General features: G+C 72.2%; 23 protein-coding genes. 17 read left to right on the top strand and 6 right to left on the bottom strand.

What is annotated here, in order from left to right; genetic code table 11:
* Positions 1-112: 112 nt before the first annotated feature.
* The 7 genes from AB0G15_RS10880 to AB0G15_RS10850 all read left to right on the top strand — a co-directional run bounded on the left by AB0G15_RS10880 (position 113) and on the right by AB0G15_RS10850 (position 9,077).
* Positions 113-922 carry a carbohydrate ABC transporter permease gene (locus tag AB0G15_RS10880; RefSeq protein ID WP_362837486.1) on the top strand — a complete coding sequence of 270 codons (810 nt, stop codon included), beginning with the start codon at positions 113-115 and terminating at the stop codon, positions 920-922.
* Positions 923-976: 54 nt separating this feature from the next.
* Complete coding sequence (locus AB0G15_RS10875; protein WP_362837484.1) at positions 977-2,590, top strand: glucoamylase family protein; 1,614 nt, start codon at positions 977-979, stop codon at positions 2,588-2,590.
* 49 nt (positions 2,591-2,639) lie between these two features.
* Positions 2,640-4,463 carry a hypothetical protein gene (locus tag AB0G15_RS10870; protein WP_362837482.1) on the top strand — a complete coding sequence of 608 codons (1,824 nt, stop codon included), beginning with the start codon at positions 2,640-2,642 and terminating at the stop codon, positions 4,461-4,463.
* A gap of 241 nt (positions 4,464-4,704) precedes the next feature.
* Complete coding sequence (locus AB0G15_RS10865) at positions 4,705-5,418, top strand: RNA polymerase sigma factor (RefSeq protein WP_362837480.1); 714 nt, start codon at positions 4,705-4,707, stop codon at positions 5,416-5,418.
* Positions 5,411-6,541: a CU044_5270 family protein gene (locus tag AB0G15_RS10860; protein WP_362837478.1), complete on the top strand. Its 1,131-nt coding sequence runs from the start codon at positions 5,411-5,413 to the stop codon at positions 6,539-6,541. Before AB0G15_RS10865 ends, AB0G15_RS10860 begins: the two co-directional genes overlap by 8 nt.
* Before the next feature lie 104 nt (positions 6,542-6,645).
* On the top strand, positions 6,646-7,191 hold the full coding sequence (locus AB0G15_RS10855) for a hypothetical protein (protein ID WP_362837476.1): 546 nt from the start codon (positions 6,646-6,648) through the stop codon (positions 7,189-7,191).
* A 329-nt stretch (positions 7,192-7,520) separates the two neighbouring features.
* On the top strand, positions 7,521-9,077 hold the full coding sequence (locus tag AB0G15_RS10850) for a PepSY-associated TM helix domain-containing protein (RefSeq protein ID WP_362837474.1): 1,557 nt from the start codon (positions 7,521-7,523) through the stop codon (positions 9,075-9,077).
* A gap of 163 nt (positions 9,078-9,240) precedes the next feature.
* Here AB0G15_RS10850 and AB0G15_RS10845 read toward each other — a convergent pair whose 3' ends face one another.
* Complete coding sequence (locus AB0G15_RS10845) at positions 9,241-10,044, bottom strand: helix-turn-helix transcriptional regulator (protein ID WP_362687653.1); 804 nt, start codon at positions 10,042-10,044, stop codon at positions 9,241-9,243.
* A gap of 148 nt (positions 10,045-10,192) precedes the next feature.
* Here AB0G15_RS10845 and AB0G15_RS10840 point away from each other — a divergent pair, with 148 nt between their 5' ends.
* Positions 10,193-10,471: a type II toxin-antitoxin system Phd/YefM family antitoxin gene (locus tag AB0G15_RS10840; protein WP_362837472.1), complete on the top strand. Its 279-nt coding sequence runs from the start codon at positions 10,193-10,195 to the stop codon at positions 10,469-10,471.
* Positions 10,468-10,743, top strand: a complete 276-nt coding sequence (locus AB0G15_RS10835; protein WP_362837470.1) for a type II toxin-antitoxin system RelE/ParE family toxin — start codon at positions 10,468-10,470, stop codon at positions 10,741-10,743. Before AB0G15_RS10840 ends, AB0G15_RS10835 begins: the two co-directional genes overlap by 4 nt.
* Before the next feature lie 13 nt (positions 10,744-10,756).
* On the opposite strand, the gene secA2 is transcribed toward AB0G15_RS10835, so the two are convergent.
* Positions 10,757-12,958 (bottom strand): accessory Sec system translocase SecA2, encoded by a 2,202-nt coding sequence (gene secA2, locus AB0G15_RS10830; RefSeq protein WP_362837502.1) that lies wholly within the window; start codon positions 12,956-12,958, stop codon positions 10,757-10,759.
* Between the two features lie 208 nt (positions 12,959-13,166).
* Between secA2 and AB0G15_RS10825 the strand changes: the two genes are divergently transcribed.
* The gene (locus AB0G15_RS10825) at positions 13,167-14,318 is read left to right on the top strand and encodes a lactate 2-monooxygenase (protein ID WP_362837468.1); all 1,152 of its coding nucleotides are present in this window, start codon (positions 13,167-13,169) and stop codon (positions 14,316-14,318) included.
* The gene (locus AB0G15_RS10820; RefSeq protein WP_362837466.1) at positions 14,315-15,106 is read left to right on the top strand and encodes a class II aldolase/adducin family protein; all 792 of its coding nucleotides are present in this window, start codon (positions 14,315-14,317) and stop codon (positions 15,104-15,106) included. Before AB0G15_RS10825 ends, AB0G15_RS10820 begins: the two co-directional genes overlap by 4 nt.
* Positions 15,107-15,155: 49 nt before the next feature.
* Here AB0G15_RS10820 and AB0G15_RS10815 read toward each other — a convergent pair whose 3' ends face one another.
* Positions 15,156-16,166, bottom strand: coding sequence for an EamA family transporter (locus AB0G15_RS10815; RefSeq protein ID WP_362837464.1), 1,011 nt, complete (start codon positions 16,164-16,166; stop codon positions 15,156-15,158).
* Positions 16,167-16,507: 341 nt separating this feature from the next.
* On the opposite strand from AB0G15_RS10815, the gene AB0G15_RS10810 reads away from it, so the two are divergent.
* The 3 genes from AB0G15_RS10810 (at position 16,508) to AB0G15_RS10800 (ending at position 19,939) form a co-directional block, all read left to right on the top strand.
* Entirely contained in the window at positions 16,508-16,873 is a 366-nt protein-coding gene (locus AB0G15_RS10810) for a VOC family protein (RefSeq protein ID WP_362837462.1), read from the top strand.
* A gap of 327 nt (positions 16,874-17,200) precedes the next feature.
* Entirely contained in the window at positions 17,201-18,880 is a 1,680-nt protein-coding gene (locus AB0G15_RS10805; RefSeq protein WP_362837460.1) for a pentapeptide repeat-containing protein, read from the top strand.
* Between the two features lie 198 nt (positions 18,881-19,078).
* Positions 19,079-19,939, top strand: a complete 861-nt coding sequence (locus AB0G15_RS10800) for a DMT family transporter (RefSeq protein WP_362837458.1) — start codon at positions 19,079-19,081, stop codon at positions 19,937-19,939.
* A gap of 30 nt (positions 19,940-19,969) precedes the next feature.
* Here the strand turns inward: AB0G15_RS10800 and AB0G15_RS10795 are convergent, their stop codons facing one another.
* The gene (locus AB0G15_RS10795; protein ID WP_362837456.1) at positions 19,970-21,187 is read right to left on the bottom strand and encodes an FAD-dependent oxidoreductase; all 1,218 of its coding nucleotides are present in this window, start codon (positions 21,185-21,187) and stop codon (positions 19,970-19,972) included.
* A gap of 73 nt (positions 21,188-21,260) precedes the next feature.
* Between AB0G15_RS10795 and AB0G15_RS10790 the strand changes: the two genes are divergently transcribed.
* The gene (locus AB0G15_RS10790) at positions 21,261-21,839 is read left to right on the top strand and encodes a TetR/AcrR family transcriptional regulator (protein ID WP_362837454.1); all 579 of its coding nucleotides are present in this window, start codon (positions 21,261-21,263) and stop codon (positions 21,837-21,839) included.
* A gap of 120 nt (positions 21,840-21,959) precedes the next feature.
* Here the strand turns inward: AB0G15_RS10790 and AB0G15_RS10785 are convergent, their stop codons facing one another.
* Together AB0G15_RS10785 and AB0G15_RS10780 are read right to left on the bottom strand one after the other, a co-directional pair.
* Positions 21,960-22,547 carry a GNAT family protein gene (locus tag AB0G15_RS10785; RefSeq protein WP_362837452.1) on the bottom strand — a complete coding sequence of 196 codons (588 nt, stop codon included), beginning with the start codon at positions 22,545-22,547 and terminating at the stop codon, positions 21,960-21,962.
* A gap of 44 nt (positions 22,548-22,591) precedes the next feature.
* The gene (locus tag AB0G15_RS10780; protein ID WP_362837450.1) at positions 22,592-23,188 is read right to left on the bottom strand and encodes a YdeI/OmpD-associated family protein; all 597 of its coding nucleotides are present in this window, start codon (positions 23,186-23,188) and stop codon (positions 22,592-22,594) included.
* A 76-nt stretch (positions 23,189-23,264) separates the two neighbouring features.
* Between AB0G15_RS10780 and AB0G15_RS10775 the strand changes: the two genes are divergently transcribed.
* A complete protein-coding gene (locus tag AB0G15_RS10775) occupies positions 23,265-24,467 on the top strand; it encodes an acyl-CoA dehydrogenase family protein (protein WP_362837448.1) in 1,203 nt (400 codons plus the stop codon).
* Between the two features lie 124 nt (positions 24,468-24,591).
* On the top strand, positions 24,592-25,761 hold the full coding sequence (locus AB0G15_RS10770) for an acyl-CoA dehydrogenase family protein (RefSeq protein WP_362837500.1): 1,170 nt from the start codon (positions 24,592-24,594) through the stop codon (positions 25,759-25,761).
* Positions 25,762-25,841 lie beyond the last annotated feature (80 nt).

The following is a 25,841-nucleotide window of genomic DNA, read 5'->3' as shown; positions in this document are numbered from 1 at the left end:
CGTTCAGGGCGGGGAGGCCCCCGCGAAACCGGCTCCGGGCCGGGCGGCCGGCGTGAGACCGGCGCCGAGGCGGAGGACCCCGGCGAAACCCGCTCCGGGCCGCGAGGCCCTCGTGAAACGCCGCTTCTCCACGTACGCGCTGCTCAGCGCCGGGCTCGTGGTCGTCGTGCTGCCGTTCGCCTGGACGCTGCTCACCTCGTTCAAGCCGGAGACCGAGATCAGGCGGACCCCGCCCGACCTCCTGCCGGTGCAGTGGACGCTCGCCAACTACGGCGAGCTGCTGGAGAAGATGAACATCACGCAGGTGTTCGTCAACAGCGCGGTGGTGGCCCTCGCCACCGTCGCGGGCAACCTGCTGTTCTGCTCGATGGTCGGGTACGCCTTCGCCAAGCTCGCCTTCCGCGGCAAGAACGTGCTCTTCGCGCTGGTCCTCACGCAGATGGCGCTGCCCGCGATCGTGGTGATGATCCCGCAGTTCGTGCTTATTGCGAAGCTCGGCCTGGTCAACACCTTCCTCGGGATCATCCTGCCCGGCCTGGTCACCCCGCTGGGCATCTTCCTGATGCGCCAGTTCATCGCGGACATCCCCGACGAGCTGATCCACGCCGCGCGGGTCGACGGCGCCAGGGAGTTCCGGATCTTCTTCGGGATCGTCATGCCGCTCTGCAAGCCCGCGCTCGCCACGCTCGGCCTGATCACGTTCCTCGGCTCGTGGAACAACTTCCTGTGGCCCGCGGTGGTCGCCCAGAGCGAGGACAAGTACACGCTGCCCGTCGCGCTGGCGATCTTCAACGGCTACCAGGGGACCCAGTACGGCCTGCTCATCGCCGGGGCGGTGGTCGTCGTGCTGCCGGTCCTGGTCCTCTTCGTCTTCCTGCAGCGCTTCTTCATCCAGGGCATCGCCTCCACCGGACTCAAGTGATCCGGGGCGTCGCCTCCACCGGACTCAAGTGACCCCCCCACGTAAGGAGCCCCCGTGCGTCGTCGTCACGTGGCCGCCCTGGCGGCCTGTCTCGCCCTGATCACGGCCGTCCCCTCTCCCGCCTCGGCCGCGCCCACCCCCGCACCCCCCGCTCCCTCCGACCCCTCCGTCTCCCCCTCCGCGTCTCCCCTCGTCTCCCCCGATGTCCCCTTGACGGCGGAGCGGCGGCGGGAACTGCTGCGCCGCTACGCCGCGGACACCTGGAGGTCCATGGCCGCGATGGCCGACCCGGCGACCGGGCTGCCCTCCGACAAGATCGACGGCTCCCTCGACCCCGCCACCCGCGCCAAGGTGACCTCGCCGACCAACATCGCCACCTACCTGTGGAGTACGGTGGCCGCCCGCGACACCCGCCTCATCTCCAAGGGTGAGGCCCTGCGCCGCGTGACCAGGACGCTCGCCTCGACGGCGAAGCTGGAGCGGCACGCCCCGACCGGCCAGTTCTACAACTGGTACGACCCGCGCACGCTCCAGATCGTCCGCACCTGGCCGGAGGACGGCTCGGCCGTCCAGCCGTTCCTGTCCAGCGTCGACAACGGCTGGCTCGCCGCCGCCCTCATGATGCTCCGCAGCGCCGTGCCCGAGGTCTCCAAGCAGGCCGGGGCGCTGGCGAGGAGCATGGACTTCGAGTCCTACTACGACCCGCAGGCACGGCCCGACGCGGGCACCGGCCTGCTGCGCGGCGGGTTCTGGCCGGACAAGCCCACCGGCTGCTCGGTCGAGAGCGACTACAACGGCTCGGGGACCACCGTCCACTCCACCTGCCACCACTACGGCGCGCTCACCGAGGCCAGGATCGCCAGCTACGTCGGCATCGTCCTCGGCCAGCTCCCGCCCGAGCACTACTACGGCATGTGGCGGACCTTCCCCGACACCTGCGACTGGTCGTGGGCCGAGCAGAAGCCGGTCGGCGCCTGGCGCACGTACATGGGCGTCAACGTCTTCGAGGGCACCTACGGCTACCGCGGCATGCGCCTGGTGCCCACCTGGGGCGGCAGCATGTTCGAGGAGCTGATGGTGACCCAGCTCGTGCCGGAGGACGTCTGGGGCGCCAGGAGCTGGGGCCGCAACCAGCCGGTCTACATCGCCGCCCAGATCGAGCACGGCATGAACGAGGCGAAGTACGGCTACTGGGGCTTCTCCCCGTCCAACGACCCCGCCGGCGGCTATCGCGAGTACGGCGTGGACGCGATCGGCATGGACACCCCCGGCTACACCTCCGACCAGGAGCGCACCTCCGTCGACTACGGCTTCGAGGGATGCCGCGAGGGAGCGCCGGAACCGGCGTCGTACGGGGACGGCGTGGTCACCCCGCACGCGTCGTTCCTCGCGCTGCGCCACGCGCCGGACGCGGCCCTGGACAACCTCGCCAGGCTCAGGGCGAACTTCGACGCCTACGGGCCCGGCGGTTTCTACGACGCGGTCGCCGTGCGCAGCGGCAAGGTCGCCAAGCAGTATCTCGCCCTCGACCAGGGAATGATCATGATCGCGCTCGGCAACGCGCTCGCGGACGACAGCCTGCGCCGCCACTTCGCCACCCGCGACGTCACGGCCAGGCTCGCCCCCGTGCTGCGCCTGGAGGAATGGGCCGTCGTGCCCCCCAAGTGAGCCGCGGCCCAACGCGCACATCCACCCATCGACCATCGGGGAGACATCAATGAGCACGGCCGACGCCGCACACCGGGACTGGCAGGCCCGCATCTACCGGCCGTCGGGGGAGGTGGCCGCGACCGGACGGGTCGAGGTCGCCGCCCCCCGGGGGTTGCGCGCCGAAAGCGGGGGCGGGCACGTCACGCTGACCTGGGAACCGGTGGCCGGGGCCATCGGCTACCTCGTCCACCGCGCGCCCGCCGAGGCGGGGCCCTACACCCCGACCGAGCAGCGCGACGTCGACGTGCCGGCCGTGCCGGACCCGCGCTACGTCGACACGCGCGGGGAACCCTCCTGGTACCGGGTCGCCGCCGTCACCACCATGGAACGGACCGGCCCCCTCACCGAGGCGGTGTTCGCCGCGCCGCTCGCCGAGCCGGGCGCGACGGTCCTGCGGGTCGACGCCTCGGTGAGCACGCGGCCGCTGCCCAGGCCGTGGAAGTACATGATCGGCTCCGAGCACCTGTCGTACATGCTGTCCGCCGGCACCGTGGGCGGGCGCCCGATCGGCCCCGAGCTGACCGAGGCGCTGCGGACGATGCGGGAGGAGCTGGGCGTCGAGACCGTGCGCGCCCACGCGATCCTCTGCGACGACCTCGGCGTCTACCGGGAGGAGGACGGCAAGCCCGTACACGACTTCAGCCGGGTGGACGAGGTCTACGACACGATCACCGCGTTCGGCATGCGGCCGATCGTGGAGCTGTCGTTCATGCCGCGCGACCTCGCCTCCGACCCGTCGAAGACGGTCTTCGGCTACGAGGCGATCATCTCGCCGCCCAGGGACTACGACCGGTGGGGCGACCTGGTCCGCGACCTCACCCGGCACCTCGTCGAGCGGTACGGCCTGCGCGAGGTCATCGACAACTGGGCCTTCGAGGTGTGGAACGAGGCCAACCTGGAGGTCTTCTGGAGCGGCACGCCCGAGGAGTTCTTCCGCCTGTACGACGTGTCGGCGGCGGCGGTCAAGGACGTCCACCCGGACATCCGCGTCGGCGGCCCGTCGTCGGCGGCCAACGGCTGGGTCCAGGAACTCATCGACCACGTGGACGCCTCGGGCGCGGCGCTCGACTTCGTCTCCACCCACACCTACGGCAACGCCCCGCTCGACTGGCGGCCCGCCCTGGAACGGCACGGCCGCGCGGGCACGCCGATCTGGTGGACGGAGTGGGGGCCGACCCCCACGCACTTCCACGGCATCGGCGACGGGCCGTTCGGGGCGGCGTTCCTGCTGCATGGGATGAGGTCGGCGGCCGGGCGGGTCGACGCGCTGGCCCACTGGGTCGCCTCGGACCACTTCGAGGAGCTGGGCCGCCCGCCGGCGCTCTTCCACGGCGGGTTCGGCCTGCTCACGGTCGGCAACCTGCGCAAGCCCCGTTACCTCGCGCTCACCCTCGCCGACCGGCTGGGCGAGGACGAGCTCGCCTGCTCGGCCGGCGGCGACGTCGCGGGGGTCGAGGCGTGGGCGGCGCGCTCGGCCACCGGCACCGTCGGGGTGCTGGTGTGGAACGGCACCCTCGACCAGGGCCGGGCCGACGGCGCGGAGATCCTGTCGCGCGAGGTCGCCCTCACCGTCGAGGGCCTGGCCGCGGGGGACTACGCGGTCAGCCACCACCGGATCGACGAGCGGCACTCCAACATCCGGGCGGTCTGGGCGGAGATCGGCGGGGGCGCCGGCTGGCCCGAGGGCGAGCAGTGGGAACGGCTCCACGCCGCGAACGGCCTGGACGAGCTGGAACCCGTCCGTACCGTCCACGCGGCGGACGGGACCCTGCGGCTGGAGTTCACCCTGCCCATGCCCGCCGTCTCCTACCTGGAGTTCACCCCGGTGTGACGGGGACGCGTGTCCCCCCGAGCCGTCGGGAGGACCGCTGACACGGCCACTGATACGGCCCACGGCCGTCGACACGGTCGCCGATGCGGGGTGCGCGGGAGGCGCGCCCCGCTTTCCCGGGTTTCGGGGGGCGGGGGCCGGCCGATCTCACCTCGGGCCAGATCGCCGGGTCGTTTCCGGGAACCGCGGGCACGCGGGAGGGCAACAACGGGTGTCCTGACCGAGAGCCGAAAGGCCGGATATGAGCGAAACGAGCCGGACCCGGGCGGGGGTGGGCGGGACCCTTCCTGTCGGCGTGGAGGGGGACGGTGGCGTCCTCCCCGCCGGCGGGGTGCGGGACCGCGACGTCTCTCCCGCCGGTTCCCCCGCCGACGGGGCGGAGGCCGACGACGCCTCCGTCATCGAGCGGTCCCGGCGGGAGCCGGAGGTGTTCGCCGAGGTCTTCCACCGGCACGCGCCCGACATCAAGCGCTACGTCACCCGGCGGCTGGGAGCCGACGCGGCCGAGGACGTCGTGGCGGACACCTTCCTGGTGGCGTTCCGCAGGAGGGCGGGCTACGACCCGTCGCAGCCCAGCGCGCGCCCGTGGTTGTACGGCATCGCGACCAACCTGATCAGGCGGCACAAGCGCGTCGAGGTGCGGCAGCTGCGCCTCCTCGAACGGACCGGCGTCGACCCGGTGACCGCCCCGTTCACCGAGCGCAGCGACGAGCGGCTGAGCGCCGGCGCCGTGCGGCGCAGGCTGGCGGCCGCCCTGGCGCGGCTGCCCGCGGGCCACCGGGACGTGCTGCTGCTGGTGACCTGGGGCGGCCTCACCTACACGGAGGCCGCCCAGGCGATGGACATCCCGGTGGGCACGGTCCGCTCGCGGGTCAACCGGGCCAGGAGCAAGGTGCGCAAGGAACTCGGCGGGGTCGACCCCACGTCCGTCAGCGAGGAGACCTTCCATGGATGAGATGACCCAGGTGAACCGGTTGCGCGGTGAGGTGCCCCGGCCGGGCCCGGCGGAGCTGCGCGCGGAGGAGCGGCGGCTGCTGTCGGAGATCGTCGCCTTCGGCGCGGCACCGCCGGCACCGGTCACCCGCGGGGCACGCCGCTCGGAGAGCCTCGGGAGGAACCTCCGGCTGAGTCTCGGGACGAGCCTCGCGGTGGGGGCCGGGGCCGCGATGGTCGTGGGACTCGGGTTCGTCGACACGAGCTCACCCTCCCGGCCGGGGACGGCCGTCCAGGTGACGCCCGTGGCGGTGTCGGCGGTCCTCCAGCGGGCCGCCGACACCGCGAGCGAGCGGGACGAGTTGTACCCGGAACCGGGCCAGTTCCTCGCCTTCGAGATGCAGATCATGTTCCCGGCCAAGTTGCAGGAGGGCGGGAAGGAGGTCCGTTACCTCGAGCACAGCCTGATCAAGGTGTGGCTGCCGGTCGAGGGCTCCGCCCTGGACGGAGGGGTCATGTCGAGCAGGCATCTGGAGCCGAGGCCGTTCCCCGGGGAGCCGCTGCCCGCCGCGGTCAAGCGGCGGGGGGAAGGCGACGCGGCGCCGGGGAAGCTCGTGGGCCACGACATCAGTCCCGAACACCGGCGCACCGACTACGCCTACCTGAGCCGGTTGCCCACCGATCCCGCGGGGATGCGCGAGCACCTCTACCGGGATCTGGCACAGGACCCCCTGGCCGACTACACGGCGTGGGGGAAAGTCGGCTCGATGATCACACGGGCGTACATGCCGTCCGCCCAGCGGGCCGCGCTGTTCCGGGCGGCCGGCACGATCCCCGGCGTCGAGACCGTCGACGAGGCCGAGGACGCCGCCGGGCGCAAGGGGGTCGCGGTGGCCATGGTCAACAAGTTCGGCGGGGTGCGGCACGAGTACATCTTCGACCGCACCACCTACCTGTACCTGGGCGAGCGCGTCGTCGTGACGGACGCGGCCAAGGCGGGAGCGCCGGAGGGCAGCCTGATCACCTCGACGGCACAGCTGAAGGTCGAGGTGGCCGACCGGGCGCCCGAGGTGGCCGACCCCACGCCCGAGGACGCCGACTACGCGCCCAAGGTGGGGGACCTCCCGCCTGAGGTGACCGACTAGCGCAGACCGCCTAATCGTGACGCACAGATCGAGTGGTATTAATCCACACTCTTAACAACAGTTCAAGGGCTGGCGAATTCACCATTCTCTGTCACCATTGCCCCATGCACGCCTTCCGTTTTGTTCGCGCCGCGGTGTTCGCGGTCGTGTGCGTGACGGCGTCGCTGGCCATGCACGTGCTGGCCGGAGGCAGCCCGGTGGGACCGGGTGTGCTGGTCTGGGCGGTGCTGCCGACCGCGGCGGGCGCGTTCGCGCTCGCCCGGCGGCGGTGTGGTTTCGGCATGCTGCTGGGGGCGAGCTTCGCCGCGCAGTACGGCATGCACCTGTGGTTCACCTCCGGCGCGGCACAACCGCCGACCGGGCACGAGCACGGCGCCGGTGACCTGTCCACCGGCCTGTTCATGCTGCTGGTGCACGCCGTGACGGCGGTGCTGTCGGCCCACTGGCTGGAGCGGGGGGAGCGCGGCCTGGCCACGCTCCTGTTCCTGCTCTTCGCCTCGGCCCTCACCCTGCTGCGGTGGCGCGCGCCCGTCACCTGCCGCGTCGCGCCGCTCCCCGCCGCGCCCGACGACCGGGTGCCACCGGTCACCCGGCTGCTCGCCGCCGCCGTCTCGCGCCGCGGGCCGCCCGCGGTCCCGTACGCCGTCTGACATCGGGCCGTCGCGCCCGGAGGCCGTCGCGCCCTCGCGGGCCCGCGCCTCCTCCGAGCGCCGTACCCTTCCGGCCGCGGGCCGTCGTCCCCTTCCCGGCCGGTGAGCCCGAGTGCCGCCACATCGGCGCCCACCGGCGCCCACCGGTTCCCGGTGGTACCCGGCGACACCCGCCAAGCCAATGCCGACGGGCCGCGAGCCCGGCTCCCACCGTGCCTGCGGCCGGTGAGGGCCGGAGTCACGCCTGCCCTCCCGCGACACCGAACCTCACACCGCGGTGCCGCGTACCTGACGGTGCGCGCGTTCCCTGCGAACGGAGAACTCTCCCCATGACGTCCGACGTCGAGATCCAGCCCGGGACCGGGCCGTCCGGCCCCTCACCGGCCCCCGTGCCCCCCGTGACCTCCGGGTCCCCGGTGCCCTCCACCTGGGCGACGCTGCGCTCGCTCCTGCTCCGCCTGCACTTCTACGCCGGGATCCTCGTCGCGCCCTTCCTGCTGGTGGCGGCGACGACCGGCCTGCTGTACGCCGCCTCCTTCCAGCTGGAGAAGGTGGTCCACTCCCACGAGCTGACGGTCCCCGTACCGGCCGGGCAGCAGAAGCTGCCCCTGGCGCGGCAGGTCGCGGCCGCGACCGCCGCGCATCCCGGGGGAACGATCGGAGCCGTATGGACCTACGACGAGCCTGACGCGACGACCCGGGTGCTGTTCGACGACCCCGGCCTCGCGGAGAGCATCCGCACGGCGGTCTTCGTCGACCCGTACACCGCCCAGGTCCGCGGGTCGCTGGAGAGCTACGGCAGCTCGGGCGCCCTGCCCGTGCGGACCTGGATCTCCCAGCTCCACCGCCACCTGCACCTGGGCGAGCCGGGGCGCGTCTACAGCGAGATGGCCGCCAGCTGGCTGTGGCTGGTCGCGCTCGGCGGCCTGGTGCTGTGGCTGACCCGCCGCCGCCGTGCCGGTCGGCGGCTGCGCCGCCTCGTTACCCCCGAGCGCGGCGCCCGCGGCCGGCGCAAGACCCTCTCCTGGCACGGCTCGGTCGGCCTGTGGGCGCTGGTCGGCCTGCTCGCCCTGTCGGCCACCGGCCTGACCTGGTCGAAGTACGCGGGAGTCAACGTCGACGTGATCCAGAGGGCGATCGGCTGGGGCACCCCGTCGATGCCCGTCTCCGGCGGTCACGGTGACCACGGTGGCCACGCCGGAGGGGACGCGGGCGCCGCCCCTGCCGCCGACGTCGACCAGGTCGTCCGGGCGGCGGCGGGCAAGGGCCTGTCCGGACCCCTGGAGATCGTCTGGCCGGCCGAGACCGGAGACCCGTACGTCGTCAAGGAGACGGACCGCCTCTGGCCGCAGCGCAACGACCAGGTGGCGGTCGACGCCGCCGGCGGCCAGGCGGTCGCCGAGCTGCGTTTCGACGACTTCCCCATCGGGGCCAAGCTGACCCGGTGGGGCATCGACGGGCACATGGGAGTGCTGTTCGGCCTGGTCAACCAGATCCTGCTCGCCGCGCTGGCCGTGGCGCTGATCTCGGTCATCGTGTGGGGCTACCGGATGTGGTGGCTGCGCCGCCCGACCCGCGGGTTCGGCGTCCCCTACGAGCGCGGCGGCCTGCGGCGGCTGCCCCTCGCCGTGGTCCTGCCCCTGGCGGCCGTGGCGGTCGCGGTGGGCGTGTTCCTCCCGCTGCTGGGCATCTCGCTGCTCGCCTTCCTCGTCGTCGACGTCGTCCTCGCCAGGGTTGCGGCGTCACGCGCGGAAAAGCCGGAAACCGGCGGGCCCGGCGAGCATGGCAAGTCGGACGAGAACGGCAAGTCGGACGAGCCCGGAGAGGCCGGCGAACCGGATGAGCCCGGCGAGCCCAGCAGGTCCGGGGCCGGGGTCTCCGGCTGAGACCCGCCGTCGGCGCCGGCGTCTCCGGCTGAGGCCCGCCGTCGGCGACCGAGGACCTTCCGGGAACCGGACCGGCCGGGGACGAGTGACCTCGGCCGGACCGGCCGAGACGGCGGGGGTGTGGCGTGGGGCGCACGCCGCGCCCCACGCTCCGCCCCCCTGTTCAGTCGGGGTGGTGCTGGTGCTGCAGGTAGGCGGCGGTCTCGGGGTTCGCCGGGAAGTACGCCTCGATGGCCAGTTCGGCGACGGTGATGTCCAGGGGGGTGCCGAAGGTGGCCATGGTGCTGAAGAAGGCCAGCTCCCGGTAGCCGCGGCGGAGCCGGAGGGGGATCACGATGTCGCCGGGGCCGGGCCGGTCTATCTCCGGCTCGGGCTGGTCGCAGGGGTAGTCGTCGAGCTCCTGCCAGAGCGCCGCCAGCTCGGGGTCGGCGGTGAGGCTCATCTGGCGGCGGAGCCGGTGCAGTAGGTGGGCCCGCCACTCGCCCAGGTTGATGATCCGCTGCGCCATGCCCTTGGGGTGCAGGCTCAGCCGCAGCACGTTGACCGGGGGGACCAGCAGCTCCGGCGCGACCCCGCGCAGCAGCAACCCGGTCGCGGCGTTGCGGTCGATGAGGTTCCAGCGCTGGTCGACGACGACCGCCGGGTACGGTTCGTGCCCGCTCAGCACCTGCCCCAGCGCCTCCCGCACCGACGCCATGTGCGGTGAGCTGAGCGGCGTCTCCGCGTAGAGCGGCGCGAACCCGCCGGACAGCAGCAGGTGGTTGCGCTCGCGCAGCGGGAGCTCCAGCTCCTCCGCGAGGTGCAGGATCATGTCCCTGCTCGGTTTGGACCGGCCCGTCTCCACGAAGCTCAGGTGCCGGGTGGAGATGTCGGCCTGGATCGCGAGGTCCATCTGGCTCATCCGCCGTCGTTCCCGCCATTGGCGCAGAAGCTCGCCTACCGGCCGGGACGCGCTGGTGGTGGTCACGTACGCCACGATATCCGGCGGCGATCGGCGAAACCATTACCACACACGTAACGCGCGCCATGATGTCGAAGGTGAAGTCGGCGCTCACTCCTTCCTGGAAAATCTGAACCGCTGGCCGCCACATTCTATGTTGGCTAGAATTATGTACATGACTGTTCTTCCTCTCGCGGACGCGCGAAACCGGCTCTCCGGCATCGTCGAGTCCGCGGTCACCACCCATGAGCGATTCGAGATCACTCGTAACGGCCTGCCCGCCGCTGTGCTGCTGGCCGCCGACGACTACGAGACGATGCGCGAGATGATCGAGATTCTCGCTTCGACGGAAACGGTGGCGGCCATCCGCGAAGGGCTCGCCGACCTGGAGTCGGGACGCGTCTCCTCCCTTGAGGAGGTGGAGGCCGAGCTCCGCCGGACCGGTCGTCTGTGAGCAGGCGGTATGAACTCAGCCTCACCCGTCGTGCCAGGCAGGATCTCGCCGAGCGGCTGCCGGCGAAGGTCGTTCCGGCGGTATGGGAGTTCATCACCGGCCCGCTCCTGGACAACCCCCACCGGGTGGGCAAGCCGCTCGACGAGCCTCTCGCCCCGCAGTGGTCAGCGCGCCGGGGCGACTATCGAGTGCTCTATCTGATCGACGACGACACGGTCGTGGTCCAAGTGATCACCATCCAGCATCGGTCGGACGCCTACCGGTCGCGATGAGGGGCGATCCTGGTCAGCGGCGGCGGACCTTGGTGGCGAGGCGGTTGAGGATGCGGTCCCACTCGGTGCCGAAGGGGTTGTCCTGGACGAGGTAGGTCCAGGTGGCCGTGGGGCGCTTGAGGCCCGCGCCCTCCAGGTCGAGGCCCTCCTCGGTGACGGTGGCGGTCTCGAAGGTCTCGACCGAGCGTGACTCGATCTCGGCCAGCAGGCGCTGGTAGGCCGGGACGGCGTCCTTGTGGAACTCGTCGATCGGGTTGAGCCTGCCGAGGACCCGCAGGTGGATGCCCTCCCGCAGCTCCGCCAGGTACGCCAGGTGGTCGGCCCAGCCGCGGTCGAGGTGGAACAGCACGATCTGGCGGGCCGCCTCGTGCAGCACGTCCTCGCCGACGCTCTCCGCCAGCTCCGCCCACCGCTCGGGGGCCGCGGCGGCCAGCGCCTCGCCGGCCACCCTGTCGCGCAGGACCCGGTCGCGGCGCTCCAGCAGCTGGCCGCGCTGGCGCTCCAGCAGGCGGGTGTAGCGCCAGGTGTTGCGGTGGATCTCCATGTTGACGCCCTCGGCGACCCGCTGGGCGTGGCCTACGAGGGAGTGCTCCGGCACGCCCTTGGCGTACTCGTCGGCGACGTAGTGGGTGATCAGCTCGTCCTCGCCGCTGACGAGGAAGACCGAGCCGCCGGGGTCGCCCTGGCGGCCCGCGCGCCCGCGGAGCTGGTCGTCCAGGCGGCTGCTGGTGTGCCGGCCCGAGCCGATGACGTACAGGCCGCCGAGCTCGTCGACGCCCTCGCCGAGGCGGATGTCGGTGCCGCGCCCGGCCATCTGGGTGGAGACCGTGAGCGCGCCGCGCTCCCCGGCCCGGGAGATGATGGCCGCCTCCTCGGCGTCGTTCTTGGCGTTGAGGACCACGCACTCCAGCCCGCGCCCGCTCAGGGTGAGCGCCAGGCGCTCGGACTCGGCCACGTCCAGGGTGCCGATCAGGATGGGCCGGCCGGTGGCGTGCACCTCGACGATCTCCTCGACCAGCGCGAGGTCCTTCTCCATGCGGTACTCGAAGAGGCGGTCGGGTTCGTCGATCCGCACGTTCGGCCGGTTGGGCTGGATCACGGCGACCTTGAGGTCGTAGAACTCCCGCAGCTGGTCGCCGACCGCCACCGCGGTGCCGGTCATGCCGCACTTCTCCGGGTAACGGGTGATCAGCGCCTGGACGGTGATCGAGTCGAGGATCTCGCCGGTCTCCGACGGCGAGAGCGCCTCCTTGGCCTCCACCGCCGCCTGCAGCCCGTCCGGCCAGCGCTGCAGCAGCGCGACCCGGCCCCGGGAGGGGTTGATCAGGTGCACCTTGCCGTCGCGGACGATGTAGTCGACGTCCTTGGTCAGCAGGGCGTGCGCGTGCAGCGCGAGGTTGACGTCCGTCAGGGTGGCCGGGGTGTCGTAGAGGTCCAGGCCGAGCGCCTGCTCGACGGTGTCGATGCCCTTGCTCGTCAGGTGGACGTTGCGCGCCTGGTCGTCGAGCTCGTAGTGGTAGCCCTTGACCAGCTGCCTGACCAGCACGGCCATCTCCGGGACCGCGTCGCCGGGGTCGGCGGCACCGGCCAGCACCAGCGGCACCCGGGCCTCGTCGACCAGCACGGAGTCGGCCTCGTCGACCAGCGCCACGGCCGGCGCGGGCACGATCAGGTCGTCCACGGCGGTGCTCAGCCGGTCGCGCAGCACGTCGAAGCCGATCTCGCTGACCGAGCCGTACGTCACGTCCGCCGCGTAGGCCGCCCGGCGCTCGCCGGGGGTGGAGTTCTGGCCGATCCAGCCGCAGGAGACGCCGAGCGCCGCATAGAGCGGGCCCATCCACTCGGCGTCACGCTGGGCCAGGTAGTCGTTGACCGAGATGACGTGGACGCGCTTGCCCTGCAGGGCGTATCCGGCGGCGGCCATCGCGCCGGACAGGGTCTTGCCCTCGCCGGTGGCCATCTCCGCGACGTTTCCCGACAGCATCGCCAGCATGCCGACCAGCTGCACGTCGTACGGCCGCAGGTCGAGCGCGCGGCGCGCGGCCTCGCGCATGATCGCGCAGAACTCCGGAAGGTCGTCGGCCGACGGCGTGGGCAGCTCGTCGAGCGCGCGGATCCGCTCCTCGCGGGTCCCGGCCTCCGCGACGACCTTCTCGAACTTCGAGAGGTCGATGGTGCCGGGGCGTTCGAGGAACCGCCTGAAGAGCTGGGTAATCGAGGCCACGTTCCCTCCAACGCCCGTGCCCGGGCTCGCGTTCCGTCTCTCCGCACATTGTGGTGCAAAGATCGGCCGTTCAGGATCGGGGTGCTCCCGCCAGATTTCCGGAGCACCGATGACTTGTCACGCCATAGCGGGATAAGTCGGAGGCGATTTTAGCCAACAAGCCGTGGACATCCAGGATGATCACCACAAAGCTTGGGACATGGCCTTCTCCGATTACCAGTACGAGATCTACCTCAACGGCCTGGTCGGGACCCCGCCCCCGTACTCGACGTCCGTCGCCGAGCTGGAGCGGGTCGCGCGCGAGCGGCTCGACCCGGGACCGTACTGGTACGTGGCCGGCTCCGCCGGGACCGGCGCGACCGAGCGCGCCAACCGCGAGGCGTTCGACCGCCGGAGGATCGTGCCCAGGATGCTGCGCGACGTCCCGGTCAGGGATCTCGCCGTCGAGCTGTTCGGCAGGACCTACCCCGCGCCGCTCGCCCTCGCCCCGATCGGGGTGCAGTCGATCGTGCACCCGGACGGCGAGATGGCCACCGCGAGGGCAGCAGCCTCGCTCGGCATCCCCACGGTGCTGAGCACCGCGGCGTCCCACACGCTGGAGGAGGTGGCCGAGGCCGGCGGCCCCCGGTGGTACCAGCTCTACTGGCCGCACGACGACGAGGTCACGCTCAGCCTGCTCGACCGGGCCGCCAAGAACGGCTACGACACCCTGGTCGTCACCCTCGACACCTGGACCCTGGCCTGGCGCCCGCACGACCTCGACCACGCCTACCTGCCGTTCCTGCGCGGGACCGGCCTGGCGATCCCGCTGTCGGACCCGGTGTTCCGCGCCAGGCTGGCCCGCCCGGTCGAGGAGGACCTCGACGCGGCGATCATGCAGTGGGTGCCGATGTTCAACGGCCGCCCCCACACCTGGGACCAGCTGGCCCTGCTCCGCGACAACTGGGACGGGCCGATCGTCCTCAAGGGCATCCAGCACGTGGACGACGCCCTGCGCGCCGCGGACGCGGGCATGGACGGCGTGGTCGTCTCCAACCACGGGGGCCGCCAGATCGACGGCGCCACGGCCTCGCTCGACGCGCTCCCCGCGATCGCGGCGGCCGTGGGCGACCGGATGACCGTGCTGTTCGACTCGGGCGTCCGCACCGGCTCCGACATCGTCAAGGCCCTCGCCCTCGGCGCGCGGGCCGTGCTCCTCGGCAGGCCGTACGTCTGGGGCCTGGCCGCGGGCGGCGAGGACGGCGTGCGCCACGTGGTGCGCGGCCTGCTCGCCGAGCTCGATCTCACCCTCGGCCTGGCGGGTCACAGCCGTGTCGCCGATCTCGACCCTTCCGTCCTGGAGGCACCGTGAGCCTGTCCGACCTGCAGCCCGTTCCCAGCGACCAGCTCATCTTCCGGCTCCCGCAGAAGTTCGAGAGCGTGGAGGAGGAGCGCCGCCACCGCCGGGAACGCCTGGTCGCGGCGCTGCGGCTGTTCGGCAGGTTCGGCTTCGAGGAGGGGGTGGCCGGGCACATCACCGTCCGCGACCCCGAGCACACCGACCACTTCTGGGTGAACCCGTTCGGCATGTCGTTCAAGCACATCAAGGTCGGCGACCTCATCCTCGTCAACCACGAGGGCCAGGTGGTCGACGGCCGCCACCACGTCAACAAGGCCGCGTTCGCGATCCACTCGATGGTCCACCAGGCCAGGCCGGACGTGGTCGCCGCCGCGCACAGCCACTCGGTGCACGGCAAGGCGCTGTCGTCGCTCGGCACGCTCCTGGAACCGCTCACCCAGGACGCCTGCGCCTTCTACGAGGACCACGCCCTGTTCGACGACTACACCGGTGTCGTCCTGGAGACCGAGGAGGGCCGCCGCATCGCCCGGGCCCTCGGCTCCCACAAGGCCGTCATCCTGCGCAACCACGGGCTGCTGACGGTGGGCGGCAGCGTGGACGCCGCCGCCTGGTGGTTCATCACGATGGAGCGTTCGTGCCAGGCCCAGCTCCTGGCCAAGGCCGCGGGGCCCACCGTCCGGATCACCCACGAGAACGCCAAGCTCACCCACGGCCAGATCGGCGACGACACGGTCGGCTGGATCAACTTCCAGCCTCTGTACGACCAGATCGTCGCCACCGAACCCGACCTGTTCGGCTGACGCCCCGCGAGGGCCCCGCACGGTTTCCCGTACGGGACCCTCGCCCCCGTCACACCGGGACGGGCGTCCGTCCTCTCTCCTTCAGGGCGAGCAGGGCGACCGCGCCGAGCAGCAGGACGCTCCCGCACGCCGTCGCCGGGGTGAGCCGCTCGCCGAGCAGCAGGATTCCCAGGACCGCCGCGCCGACCGGCTCCACCAGGGAGATCACGGCGGCCGTCGTGGCGCGTACCGCGGCGAGGCCGGTGAAGAAGAGCCCGTAGGCCAGGGCCGTCGGCACCGTACCGAGGTAGGCGACGACCGCCCAGGAGACGAGCGGGTCACCGGAGGGCAGCAGGCCCTGGGCCGACGCGACGGGGAGCAGGCAGAGCCCGCCGACGACGAAGCCGCCCGTCGCGGTGGCGTACGGCTCGTCGGTGGAGGCCCGGTTGAGCAGGGTCACCCCCGCGTACCCGGCCGCCGACAGCAGGGCCCACCCGACACCGGCCGCCGAGAAGGCGGCCCACCCGTCGCCGAGCGTCAGCACGGCCAGGCCGGTCAGGGCGATCGTGACCGCGCCCAGCCCGGCGGCGCCCAGGCGCTCGCCCAGCAGCAGCCGCCCGCCCGCGGCCACCAGGACGGGGGTCGCGCCTATCGTGACCACGGTGGCCACGGCCAGGCCCGACTCGGCGATCGCCGCGAAGTAGGCGGTCTGGTAGACGGCCATCGCCACGCCGGTGACCAGGACCCGCCCGAGCACCGGGCCCCGCCGGGCGAGGCGGGCCGGCCGGAGGGCGGTGAGCGGTCCGGCGGGCCTGGGCCCGCCGAGGGCCGGGTCCCATCCGATGGGACGGGCCCGCCGGGCGATGGTGAGTGGTCCGGTGGCCCGGGGCCCGCCGAGGCCGAACAGGCACCTGGCCAGCAGGAGCACGGCGGCTCCGGCGGCGAACCGCCAGAAGGAGACGGCGACGGGGCCGAGCCCGCCCGCCTGGTGGAGCAGCGCGCCGGCGGCGCCGCCGGTACCCCAGGCGGTCGCCGCGATGGACACGTACAGCAGGCCCCGCCGTACGGAGACATGCGTCATGGAGATCTCTCCAGATGAGGTGGTCGTCGTCAGGTCGCACGTATGCGGACGGCAAGCACCCACCGGACCGCTCGGGTCCGGTCGTCAGGAGAGAGGGCCGCCCGCTAGCGGGCGGTCGGCGGGGAAACGATCAGAAACACGGAGTCACCCTAACCGGGCCCTCCTCGCGGCGGCCACCCCTTATTCCGGTCACCGGCTGTCCCGGCCCGCGCTCCGGTACCTGTTTTGGTACCTGTGTTCTGGTACCCGTGCCCGGGCTTGTCCCGGCGCCTGGACCTGTCCCGCGGACCGGTCCGGCAAACGTGACAGCAGCTGACAGGTATGGGCGGGACGATCGTTGCATGACCACGACAGCACAGCTTCTCGCCGTGAACATCGACTGCGCCGAGCCCAGGCGGCTGGCCGAGTTCTACGCGGCCGTCCTCGGTTACGAGGTCCAGTACGCGGAGGACACCTACGCCGGTATCGGCGACGGCACGATGAGCATCTACTTCCAGCAGAACCTCGACCGCAAGCCGTCCACCTGGCCGGGGCCCGACAAGCAGTTCCACCTGGACGTCCGCGTGCCCGACCTGGAAGGGGCCGTCCGGGACTACCTGGAACTCGGAGCCACCCGGCCCGACTTCCAGCCCGGCGAGGGAAAGTGGGTCGTGCTCGCCGACCCCGAGGGACACCTGTTCTGCGTCTGCCCGCCCAGCGGTCAGTGACCGCAGGGCAGTAACCACAGACCGGTGACCGCAGACCGGTGACCGGTGACCGGTGACCACAGACCGGTGACCGCAGACCGGTGACCATCGGCCAGTGACTTACCGGCCGTGCGGATCCCCGGATCCCCGGATCCCCGCACCCGCTCGCCGTTCGCATCCCGGCCCGGGGGCAGGGCGGGGGCAGGACGTTCCTCCGGACGACTGGACGATCCGGGAGGGATGCGCTGGAGTTGCCTTCCGGACTCTCTCCTCCCCGGAGGCGGCGGAGAGCCCGTTCTCCCTCGCCCGGATCGCCCGAAGGTGGGGGCCCACCCCCGAGGAGGATCGATGAGGCGGCACCCCCGGCGCGGGACGGTCGGCGTGATCTCACTCGTCGCGGCGGGGGCGGTGGCGGCGGCCGCGCTGGTGGCGGGCCGAGCCGGGGCGCCGGACCTGGCGGCCTACGTCCCCCTGCCCGGCCTGCTCGCCCTGGTGGCCGCGGTGCTCGCGGGGGTGGGCGCCGGGCTGACCCTGGCGCGTCCCCGGCGGGACGACCGCGCGGCACTGCGCGTCCTGTCCTGGTGGTGGGTCCTCGCCGGCGTCGTGCTCATCGTCGTGTCCATGTGGAGCGCCACGGCGGTCCTGCTGTTCCTCGCGGACACGGCGCCGGACGCGTCCAAGCGCGTCGAGATGCGCCTGGACGCGGTGAAGACCGGCCTGACCGTGGGTGCCGGGGCCGTGGGGCTGGTGGCGCTCCTTTTGGGAGTACGCCGCCAGTGGCTCGGGGAGCGCACGCAGGCCTACCAGGAGTACGACGCCGATGAGCGGCGCGTGACCGAGCTCTACACCAAGGCGACCGACCAGCTCGGGCACGACAAGGCCGCCGTGCGCCTGGCCGGCCTGCACGCCCTGGAACGCGTCGCGCAGGACAATCCCGAACACCGGCAGACGGTCGTCGACGTGATCTGCGCCTATCTGCGGATGCCCCCCACCCCGGCCGCGCCGGCGGAGGCGGAACCGGCCGGCCGGGAGGAGGCCATCGACCCGCAGGAACTCCAGGTACGCGCCACGGCCCAGGGAATCCTCAGGACCCACCTGCGCTGGAGCGGGTCCGAGCCGGTCAGGCCCGTCACGTTCTGGCCGGACATCGATCTCGACCTCACGGGCGCGTGGCTGGTGAAGCCGGGGTTCGTCGACTGCCGGATGCGCCGGGCCCGGTTCGGCGGAGCCAGGTTCGAGGGGTTCGCCCGCTTCGACAGGGCCGTCTTCGAGGGCGTGGCGGTGTTCGGGGGGGCGGTCTTCAGCGGCAGGGCGGCCTGGGGGGAGGCCAACTACAAGGCGGGCTTCGAGGGGGCGGTCTTCAAGGACGAGGCCGTGTTCCGGGAGGCGACGTTCGCCCTCCGGGCGGATTTCAGGGGGGTCACGTTCGAGCGGGAGGTGTTCTTCAACCGGGCCGTCTTCAGGGACCGGGCTCTCTTCCGCGGGACCACCTTCTCGGGGACCGCGCTCTTCGGAGACGCCGTGTTCGAGGACGAGGCGGTCTTCCGCCAGGCCACCTTCGAGGGAAGGGCGTCCCTCGCCGAGACCGTCTTCACGACCGCGCCCGCCTTCTGGGAGGCGACGGTACGGGAGGCTCCCGGCGCTCTGCGATCCTGGCCCGCCGGCTGGCGGGAGGCCGCCCGCGATGACGGCTCCGGCACGGCGCACCTGGTCTGGGAGGTCCGCGAGAACCACGACAACCGTGAGAGCCACGGGGACCCCGACGGCTCCCCGCCCGGCGATGACGGCTCCGGCACCGCGCATCTCGTCCCCGAGGGCCCGCAGGACTCCGAGGACCCCGAGTGCTCCGAGGACCCCGAGTGCTCCGAGGACCCCGAGTGCACCGAAGGCGCCGAGGACCCCGAGGACCGTGCGGGCTCCCGGCCCGCCGAGCCCGCCGCAGCCCGGACCGGTGACGGCGGTCGAGGTGCCGATCGGATCCGGGCCGATGGCCAGGATGTCGGTCATATCCGGAGTGCCGGTTCGTAGAGGTGTTTCCCGCCGGAGAGGGCGTCACGCCCTCGTCGGTACCGGCCGGACGACGCCTCGCCGCGGCTCGTACGGGCACGAGGCTGTGTCCCGTACAGGCAGAAGAAGGTCCCTACCCGTTCGCCGTGCGCCTTAAGCTTGCGGGATGACCCGTGAATCGCTTCTTTCCGGATGCCCCGTCCGTTATGTGAGGTGGCGATGACCTGGGTCGGGATATCGATCGCCCTGGTCGGCGCGCTGGGCTACGCCCTGGGAGCCGCGCTCCAGCAGTTCGAGGCGGTCTCCGAGGGCGCCTCGCTGAAGCTGATGAAGCGGCCCCGCTGGTGGCTCGGCGGCGTCATCGGTTTCACCGGGGCGTCCCTGCACGCCGTCGCCCTCAGCTTCGCGCCGCTGATCGCGGTGCAGCCGATCAGCGTGGCGACGCTGGTGTTCGCGGTGCCGCTGGCGGCGATGCTGCACGGCAGGCGCCCGCACAAGGCGGAGATCATCGGTTCGATCGCGGTGGCCGTCGGGCTGCTCGGGCTGCTGTTGCTCGTCCCCGCGCACCCGGTGAGACCCCACATGACGAACCAGGAGGCGCTGGGCTTCCTCGGCTGCGTCGGGCTGGTCGTGCTGGTGTCCCATCTGCTGGCGCGGAAGATGACCGGCTCGGCCCACGCGCTCGTGCTGTCGGTCGGCGCGGGGGCGGTGACGGCCAGCGTCTCCACCTTCGTCCGGGTGGTGGGCGGCAACTTCGACGGCGACCTGGGCACGCTGCTCAACTGGTTCGCGCTGGCCATCCCCCTGCTGCTCATCTGCGCGGTCGTGCTGCTGCAGAAGACCTACGAGGTGGGTTACTTCGGCATCTCCTACGCCGCGGTCCAGATCGTCGACCCGATCACCTCGATCCTCGCGGGCGCGCTCCTGCTCGACGAGGCGGTGCCCAGCGGCTGGCTGAACGTGATCCCCGCCCTCGGCGCCGCCGCGCTGCTCGTCTGGGGGACGATCACCCTGGGACGGCTCTCCCCCGACCATGGGGTTCCCGCCACGATGCGCGAGAAGGCGGGCGTCACGCCGTAGCCGCGCCGTGGTCGCGAAACGGCCGCGGGGTCAGGTGGCGGGCGGTGTCCAGCCGAACACCTCGTCCATCGGGCCGGTCACGCTCGACGGGGCGAGCCGCCAGCTGAGCGCCATCATCGCGTCGCGCAGCCGTACGGCCGGCGGGGTGCGGATCCGGGTGGCGCGGCAGATCGCGGCGGACCGGGCCACGATCCTGGACGTACGCTCCAGCCGCGCGGCGGTGTAGCCCGCCAGCGGGTCGTTCCCGCCGGTCGGCCCGCCGCTTCCGGCCGGTGATACGGCGCTCGCGCCGCCCGCGCCGGTGCCGCCGGTGAACCTCCCGCCGTCGCCGGCCACGTGGGCCAGCACCACCGCGTCCTCGATCGCCTGGCAGGCGCCCTGGCCCAGGTTGGGGGTCATGGCGTGCGCGGCGTCGCCCAGCAGGGCGACCCGGCCCCGGTGCATGGCGGGCAGCGGGGTGGCGAGGTAGCGGATGTCGTTCCTCAGGACCTTCTCCGGCGAGGCCGCGGCGAGCAGCTCGGGGATCGGGGAGTGCCAGTCCCCGAACAACCGGCGCAGCTCGGCCAGCTGGTCCCCGCCACCGCCGCCCGCCGGGACGGTGTCGGTGGCGTAGCAGTAGGACGTGCCCCCGGCCAGTGGCATGACGCCGAAGACCCTGCCCCGCCCCCAGCTCTCGTACGCCTGGCCCGGGACGCCCTCAGCGGGGACGAGCACCCGCCAGCTGGTGACGCCCGCGTAGCGGGGGGCGGGATGGCCGGGGAACAGCGCCGACCTGACCGGGGAGTGGATGCCGTCGGCCGCCACCACCAGGTCCGCCTCCACCGGCCCGTCGGGGAGGGTCACCAGGCCGCTCTCCGGGTCGACCTCCGAGACCTCGGTGTCCAACCGGACCGTGCCGGGTGCGAGATGGGAGGAGAGGATGTCGATCAGCTCCGCGCGGCGCAGCAGCACGATGGAGTCGCCGTCGTTGCGCGCCGAGGCGGCCTCCGCGCTGGTCCTCACCAGCCACCGGCCGTCGGAGCGCCGGATGCCGCCCGCGCCCTGGACCGCCGACAGCCTGCGGATCTCGTCGCCGGCCCCGATCGTGTCGAGCGCCTTGAGCGCGTTGGCGGCGACGCCCAGGCCCGAACCGACCGGCTCCAGGGACGCCGCCCTCTCGAACACCGTCACGTCCCAGCCCCGCCGCTGGAGCGCCACCGCCGCCGTCAGCCCGCCGATGCCCGCTCCGATGACCACCGCACGTGTCATGACATTCTCCTTCACTACAGGTGTAGTAGATGCTACTGCTCCTGTAGTCGAACTACAAGTGTAGTATCGAAGGGTGAAGTCCCAACGCGCGGAGCTCGTCGCCGATACCGCCATCGCCCTGCTGGCGGATCGGGGAATGCGCGGCCTGACCCACCGAGCCGTGGACGAGGCGGCCGGACTGCCGCCGGGGTCGACCTCCAACCTGGCCCGCACCCGGTCCGCGCTCCTGGAGCTGACCCTCGCACGGCTCACCCAGCTGGAGACCGCCGCGTTCGCGCCGCTCCTCGGCCCGCAGGGGCCGGATGTGATCGAGGCCCTCGCCGAGATGATGGCCAGGGCGCTCTGGACGCAGCTGACCGCAGGCCGCAAGCAGACGATCGCCCGCTACGAGCTGGCCTTCGAGGCCACCCGCCGCCCGGAGCTGCGCACGATCTACGACAGGGCCGGTGAGCGCTTCCGTGGCATCGCGGTCTCGATCCTCTCGGCCGCCGGGTCGTCCGACCCGGTACGGCACGGGCGCCAGCTCGTCGCCTTCGGCGAGGGGGCGATGTTCGACGCGGTCATCGGCGCCGGCGCGGAACCGACCCTGGACGACCTCCGCCTGGGGATCGGGGAACTCCTGCGCGGCATGCTCGGCCGCGAAGGTCCGTAGGCCGCGAACCACGCATCACGGGCCGCGAACCGCGCATCACGGGCCGAGAACCGCGGACCGCGGGGCGGGTGGTTCGGCGGGACGGGCGGGTCAGCGGGGCGGGCCGGTGAGGCGGGCGGGTCAGCGGGGCAGGCCGGTGAGGCGGGCGCGGTGGGCCGGCCACTCGTCGTCGAGGATGCTGAAATAGGCGGTGTCGCGCCAGGTGCCGTCGGCACGGCGGCGCTGGCGGCGCAGGGTGCCCTCGGCGACGCCGCCGACGCGCATGATCGCGTTCTGCGAGCGGACGTTCAGGTTGTCGGTCTTGAGCTGGACCCGGTTCACGCCCAGCTTGTCGAAGGCGTGGTCGATCAGCAGGACCTTGCACTCGGTGTTCACCGCGGAGCGCCACACGGACCTGCCGTACCAGGTCCAGCCGATCTCGATGCTGTCGGCGTATCCGGGGGTGTCGATGTAGGTGGTCCAGCCGACCGCGCGGCCGGTCTCCCTCAGGATCACCGCGAACGGCACGTGGTCCGGCGTCTCGATCAGCCGTACCGCGATCTCCGCCAGCTCGGCCTCGGTGCGCGGGGTCGGGGCGGGCATCCAGCGCCACACCTCGTCGTCGCCGCCACCGGCCAGGAACAGGTCGGGGATGTGGCCGCCGGTCAGCGGCTCCAGCCGTACGGTCTCGCCTTCGAGGACGACGGGAACGGGCATCTTCGCGGTCATGGAGACGACACTAGAACCTGCGGCGGACCTGCTCGAAGGTCCACTCAGGAGGTGTTCTCGGGGACCACTCGGCGCTCGAACTGCGCGAGCCTGCGTCCGGCCGCCGAGTCCTCGATCAGCCGGATGAGACGCTTCTCCCTCGTCTCGGGCCGCTTCGCGGTGGTCACCCAGTGCAGCGCGGTCCTGCGGTAGCCGGGCGGCTGGCTCCGGAACCACTCCCACGCCGCCGTCTCCGCCCGGAAGCGGCGCTCCTGCTCCTCGTCCAGCGCGGCGTCCTCGGCCCGCTCGTGGGAGTAGATCACCGAGTTGTCCTCGGTCCGCTGCCCGAAGGCCAGCAGGCCCGCGGGACGCATCAGGCCGCGCTCGGTCAGTTCGGCGACCTTGGCGATGTTGACCGCGCTCCACGTGCTGCGCGCCTTGCGCGGTGTGAAGCGGATGCTGTAGCTCTCGGCGTCGACGGTCCTGCGGACGCCGTCGATCCAGCCGAAGCACAGGGCCTGCTCGACGGACTCGGGCCAGGTCATGCTGGGACGGCCGGTGCCCTTCTTGTAGAAGCCCACCAGCAGTTCCCTCTCGGTCTCGTGGTGCTCCTCCAGCCAGGCGCGGAACTCCTCGGGGGTGGCGAAGAAGGCGGGGTCCATGGGGTCGAGCATAGAGGGCCTGTCGACAGGCATACCGTCCGGTCGGTACCCTCACGGGAGACCGTGAGGAGGGGCCATGGATTTCGCGTTCGACGCCGAGACCGAGGAACTGCGGGGACGACTGCTCGGCTTCATGGACGAGTGTGTGTATCCGGCGGAGGAGGCTTTCGAGGCCCAGGCCGCCGAGAGCGGGTGGGCCACTCCGCCGCTGATGGAGGACCTCAAGGAGGAGGCGCGCAGGCGGGGCCTGTGGAACCTCTTCCTGCCGGGTGAGCACGGCGCGGGCCTGACCAACCTGCGGTACGCGCCGCTGGCCGAGATCATGGGCCGCTCGCCGAGGATCGCCCCGACCGCGACCAACTGCGCCGCCCCCGACACCGGCAACATGGAGGTCCTCTCCATGTTCGGCAGCGAGTGGCAGCGCAAGGAGTGGCTGGAACCGCTGCTGCGCGGCGAGATCCGGTCGGCGTTCGCGATGACCGAGCCCGACACCGCGTCCTCCGACGCCACGAACATCGCGCTGTCGATCGTCAGGGACGGCTCCGAGTACGTCGTCAACGGCCGCAAGTGGTTCGCCTCCGGCGCGATGAACCCCAACTGCAAGATCTTCATCGTGATGGGCAAGACCGACCCCGAGGCGTCCTCGCACCGGCAGCAGTCGATGATCCTGATGCCGCGCGACACGCCCGGCATGCACGTCAGGCGGGGCATGCACGTCTTCGGCTACTCCGACTCCGACCACGGCGGGCACGCCGAGATCGTGTTCGAGGACGCCAGGGTGCCGGTCGACAACCTGATCGGCGAGGAGGGCGGCGGCTTCGCGATCGCCCAGGCCCGCCTCGGGCCCGGCCGCATCCACCACTGCATGCGGCTGATCGGGATGGCCGAGCGGGCTGTCGAGATGATGTGCGTCCGGACCCTGTCGCGGAACGCGTTCGGCAAGCCGATCGCCCAGCAGGGTGTCGTCCAGGACTGGATCGCCGAGTCGCGGGTGAGGATCGAGCAACTCCGCCTGCTCGTGCTGAAGACCGCCTGGCTGATGGACACCGTGGGCAACCGGGGTGCCCACGCCGAGATCCAGGCCATCAAGATCGCCACACCGCGCGACGTGGAGTGGATCCTGGACAAGGCGATCCAGTCCCACGGCGCCGGAGGCGTCAGCCAGGACTTCCCGCTGGCCGGCCTCTGGGCGGGCGCTCGCTCGCTGCGGCTCGCCGACGGGCCCGACGAGGTCCACAAGCGCTCCCTGGCCTACCGGGAACTCAAGAAGCACATGTGACCCGGCGCCCGCCCACCGTCCCGGGGGCGAGCGGTGCCGGGCGCCCCGGAGGCGAGGCGCGGGGCGCGAACCGATGACGGTCGACGAGGATCGATGGAGATCGACGAAGGGAGCGTTCGTGACGCTGGACGAGAAGGCGGTCAGGGAGCGCGCTGCCGCGTTCCTGGCCGGGCACGATCCCGCCGGGGATCGGCTGGAGTTCCTGAGGGCCAGGTTCGACGCCGGGCTGGCCTGGGTGCACTTCCCCGAGGGGCTCGGCGGGCTCGGAGCCGCGCGCGAGTTGCAGAACGTCGTGGAGCACGAGCTGGCGGGGACACCGCAGCTCAACGTCGGGCTGCAGACGATCGGGCTGGGGATGGCGGCGCCCACGATCCTGACGTTCGGCACCGACGAGCAGCGCAGGCGGTTCCTGCGACCGCTGTGGACGGGTGAGGAGATCTGGTGCCAGCTCTTCAGCGAGCCCGGTGCCGGTTCCGACCTGGCCACGCTCGCCACCCGCGCGATCAGGGACGGCGACGAGTGGGTGGTGGACGGGCAGAAGGTGTGGACCTCCGGCGCCCATCACTCGCGCTGGGCGATCCTGGTCGCCAGGACCGACGTGGACGTGCCCAAGCACCGGGGGCTCACCTACTTCGTGTGCGACATGCACGCCCCCGGGGTCGAGGTCAGGCCGCTGCGGCAGATCACCGGCGAGGCCGAGTTCAACGAGGTCTTCCTCACCGGCGTACGGCTCGGTGACGACCTTCGGCTGGGGGAGGTCGGCGACGGCTGGCGGGTCGCGCAGACCACGCTCATGAACGAGCGGGTCGCCATCGGCGGCGCGCCGGTCCGGCGGGGCGGCGGCGTGGTCGGCCTGGTCGCCGACACCTGGCGTTCCCGGCCCGAGGCGCGCACCCATGACCTGCACCAGCGGCTGCTGCGCCTGTGGGTGGAGGCGGAGGTGACCCGCCTGGCCGGTACGCGCCTGCGCGAGCAGCTCTCCGCCGGGCAGCCGGGACCCGAGGGCTCCGGCATGAAGCTCGCCTTCGCCGACCTCAACCAGGCCCTGTCGGGGCTGGACGTGGAACTGCGCGGCGAGGAGGGCCTGCTCTACGACGACTGGACCTTCCGCCGCTCCGACGGCGTCGACTTCTTCGGCCGGGGCCCCGGATACCGCTACCTCCGCGCCAAGGGCAACTCCATCGAGGGCGGCACCTCGGAGATCCTGCGCAACATCATCGCCGAGCGCGTGCTCGGCCTCCCCTCGGAACCCCGCGTCGACAAGGACGTGCCCTGGAAAGACCTCCCGCGATGACACGGAGCGAACCCGACGCAGTGAGTGGAGTGGGTCGCGAGGGACGAGCGGGCCGCGTAGCGAATGAGGAGTGGTGAGCG

The organism is Streptosporangium sp. NPDC023825 (genome assembly GCF_040639575.1).
Taxonomy (GTDB): Bacteria; Actinomycetota; Actinomycetes; order Streptosporangiales; family Streptosporangiaceae; genus Streptosporangium.
The sequence above is the reverse complement of the archived record's forward strand: the minus strand, read 5'-3'. Positions and strand labels throughout refer to the sequence as shown.

Excerpts from the sequence above, each read along its gene's own strand:
- AB0G15_RS10870 (WP_362837482.1), top strand. The coding sequence starts at position 2,640 with ATGAGCACGGCCGACGCCGCACACCGGGACTGGCAGGCCCGCATCTAC.
- AB0G15_RS10865 (WP_362837480.1), top strand. The coding sequence starts at position 4,705 with ATGAGCGAAACGAGCCGGACCCGGGCGGGGGTGGGCGGGACCCTTCCT.
- AB0G15_RS10860 (WP_362837478.1), top strand. The coding sequence starts at position 5,411 with ATGGATGAGATGACCCAGGTGAACCGGTTGCGCGGTGAGGTGCCCCGG.
- AB0G15_RS10855 (WP_362837476.1), top strand. The coding sequence starts at position 6,646 with ATGCACGCCTTCCGTTTTGTTCGCGCCGCGGTGTTCGCGGTCGTGTGC.
- AB0G15_RS10850 (WP_362837474.1), top strand. The coding sequence starts at position 7,521 with ATGACGTCCGACGTCGAGATCCAGCCCGGGACCGGGCCGTCCGGCCCC.
- AB0G15_RS10840 (WP_362837472.1), top strand. The coding sequence starts at position 10,193 with ATGACTGTTCTTCCTCTCGCGGACGCGCGAAACCGGCTCTCCGGCATC.
- AB0G15_RS10825 (WP_362837468.1), top strand. The coding sequence starts at position 13,167 with ATGGCCTTCTCCGATTACCAGTACGAGATCTACCTCAACGGCCTGGTC.
- AB0G15_RS10815 (WP_362837464.1), bottom strand. The coding sequence starts at position 16,166 with ATGACGCATGTCTCCGTACGGCGGGGCCTGCTGTACGTGTCCATCGCG.
- AB0G15_RS10810 (WP_362837462.1), top strand. The coding sequence starts at position 16,508 with ATGACCACGACAGCACAGCTTCTCGCCGTGAACATCGACTGCGCCGAG.
- AB0G15_RS10805 (WP_362837460.1), top strand. The coding sequence starts at position 17,201 with ATGAGGCGGCACCCCCGGCGCGGGACGGTCGGCGTGATCTCACTCGTC.
- AB0G15_RS10800 (WP_362837458.1), top strand. The coding sequence starts at position 19,079 with ATGACCTGGGTCGGGATATCGATCGCCCTGGTCGGCGCGCTGGGCTAC.
- AB0G15_RS10795 (WP_362837456.1), bottom strand. The coding sequence starts at position 21,187 with ATGACACGTGCGGTGGTCATCGGAGCGGGCATCGGCGGGCTGACGGCG.
- AB0G15_RS10785 (WP_362837452.1), bottom strand. The coding sequence starts at position 22,547 with ATGACCGCGAAGATGCCCGTTCCCGTCGTCCTCGAAGGCGAGACCGTA.
- AB0G15_RS10780 (WP_362837450.1), bottom strand. The coding sequence starts at position 23,188 with ATGGACCCCGCCTTCTTCGCCACCCCCGAGGAGTTCCGCGCCTGGCTG.
- AB0G15_RS10775 (WP_362837448.1), top strand. The coding sequence starts at position 23,265 with ATGGATTTCGCGTTCGACGCCGAGACCGAGGAACTGCGGGGACGACTG.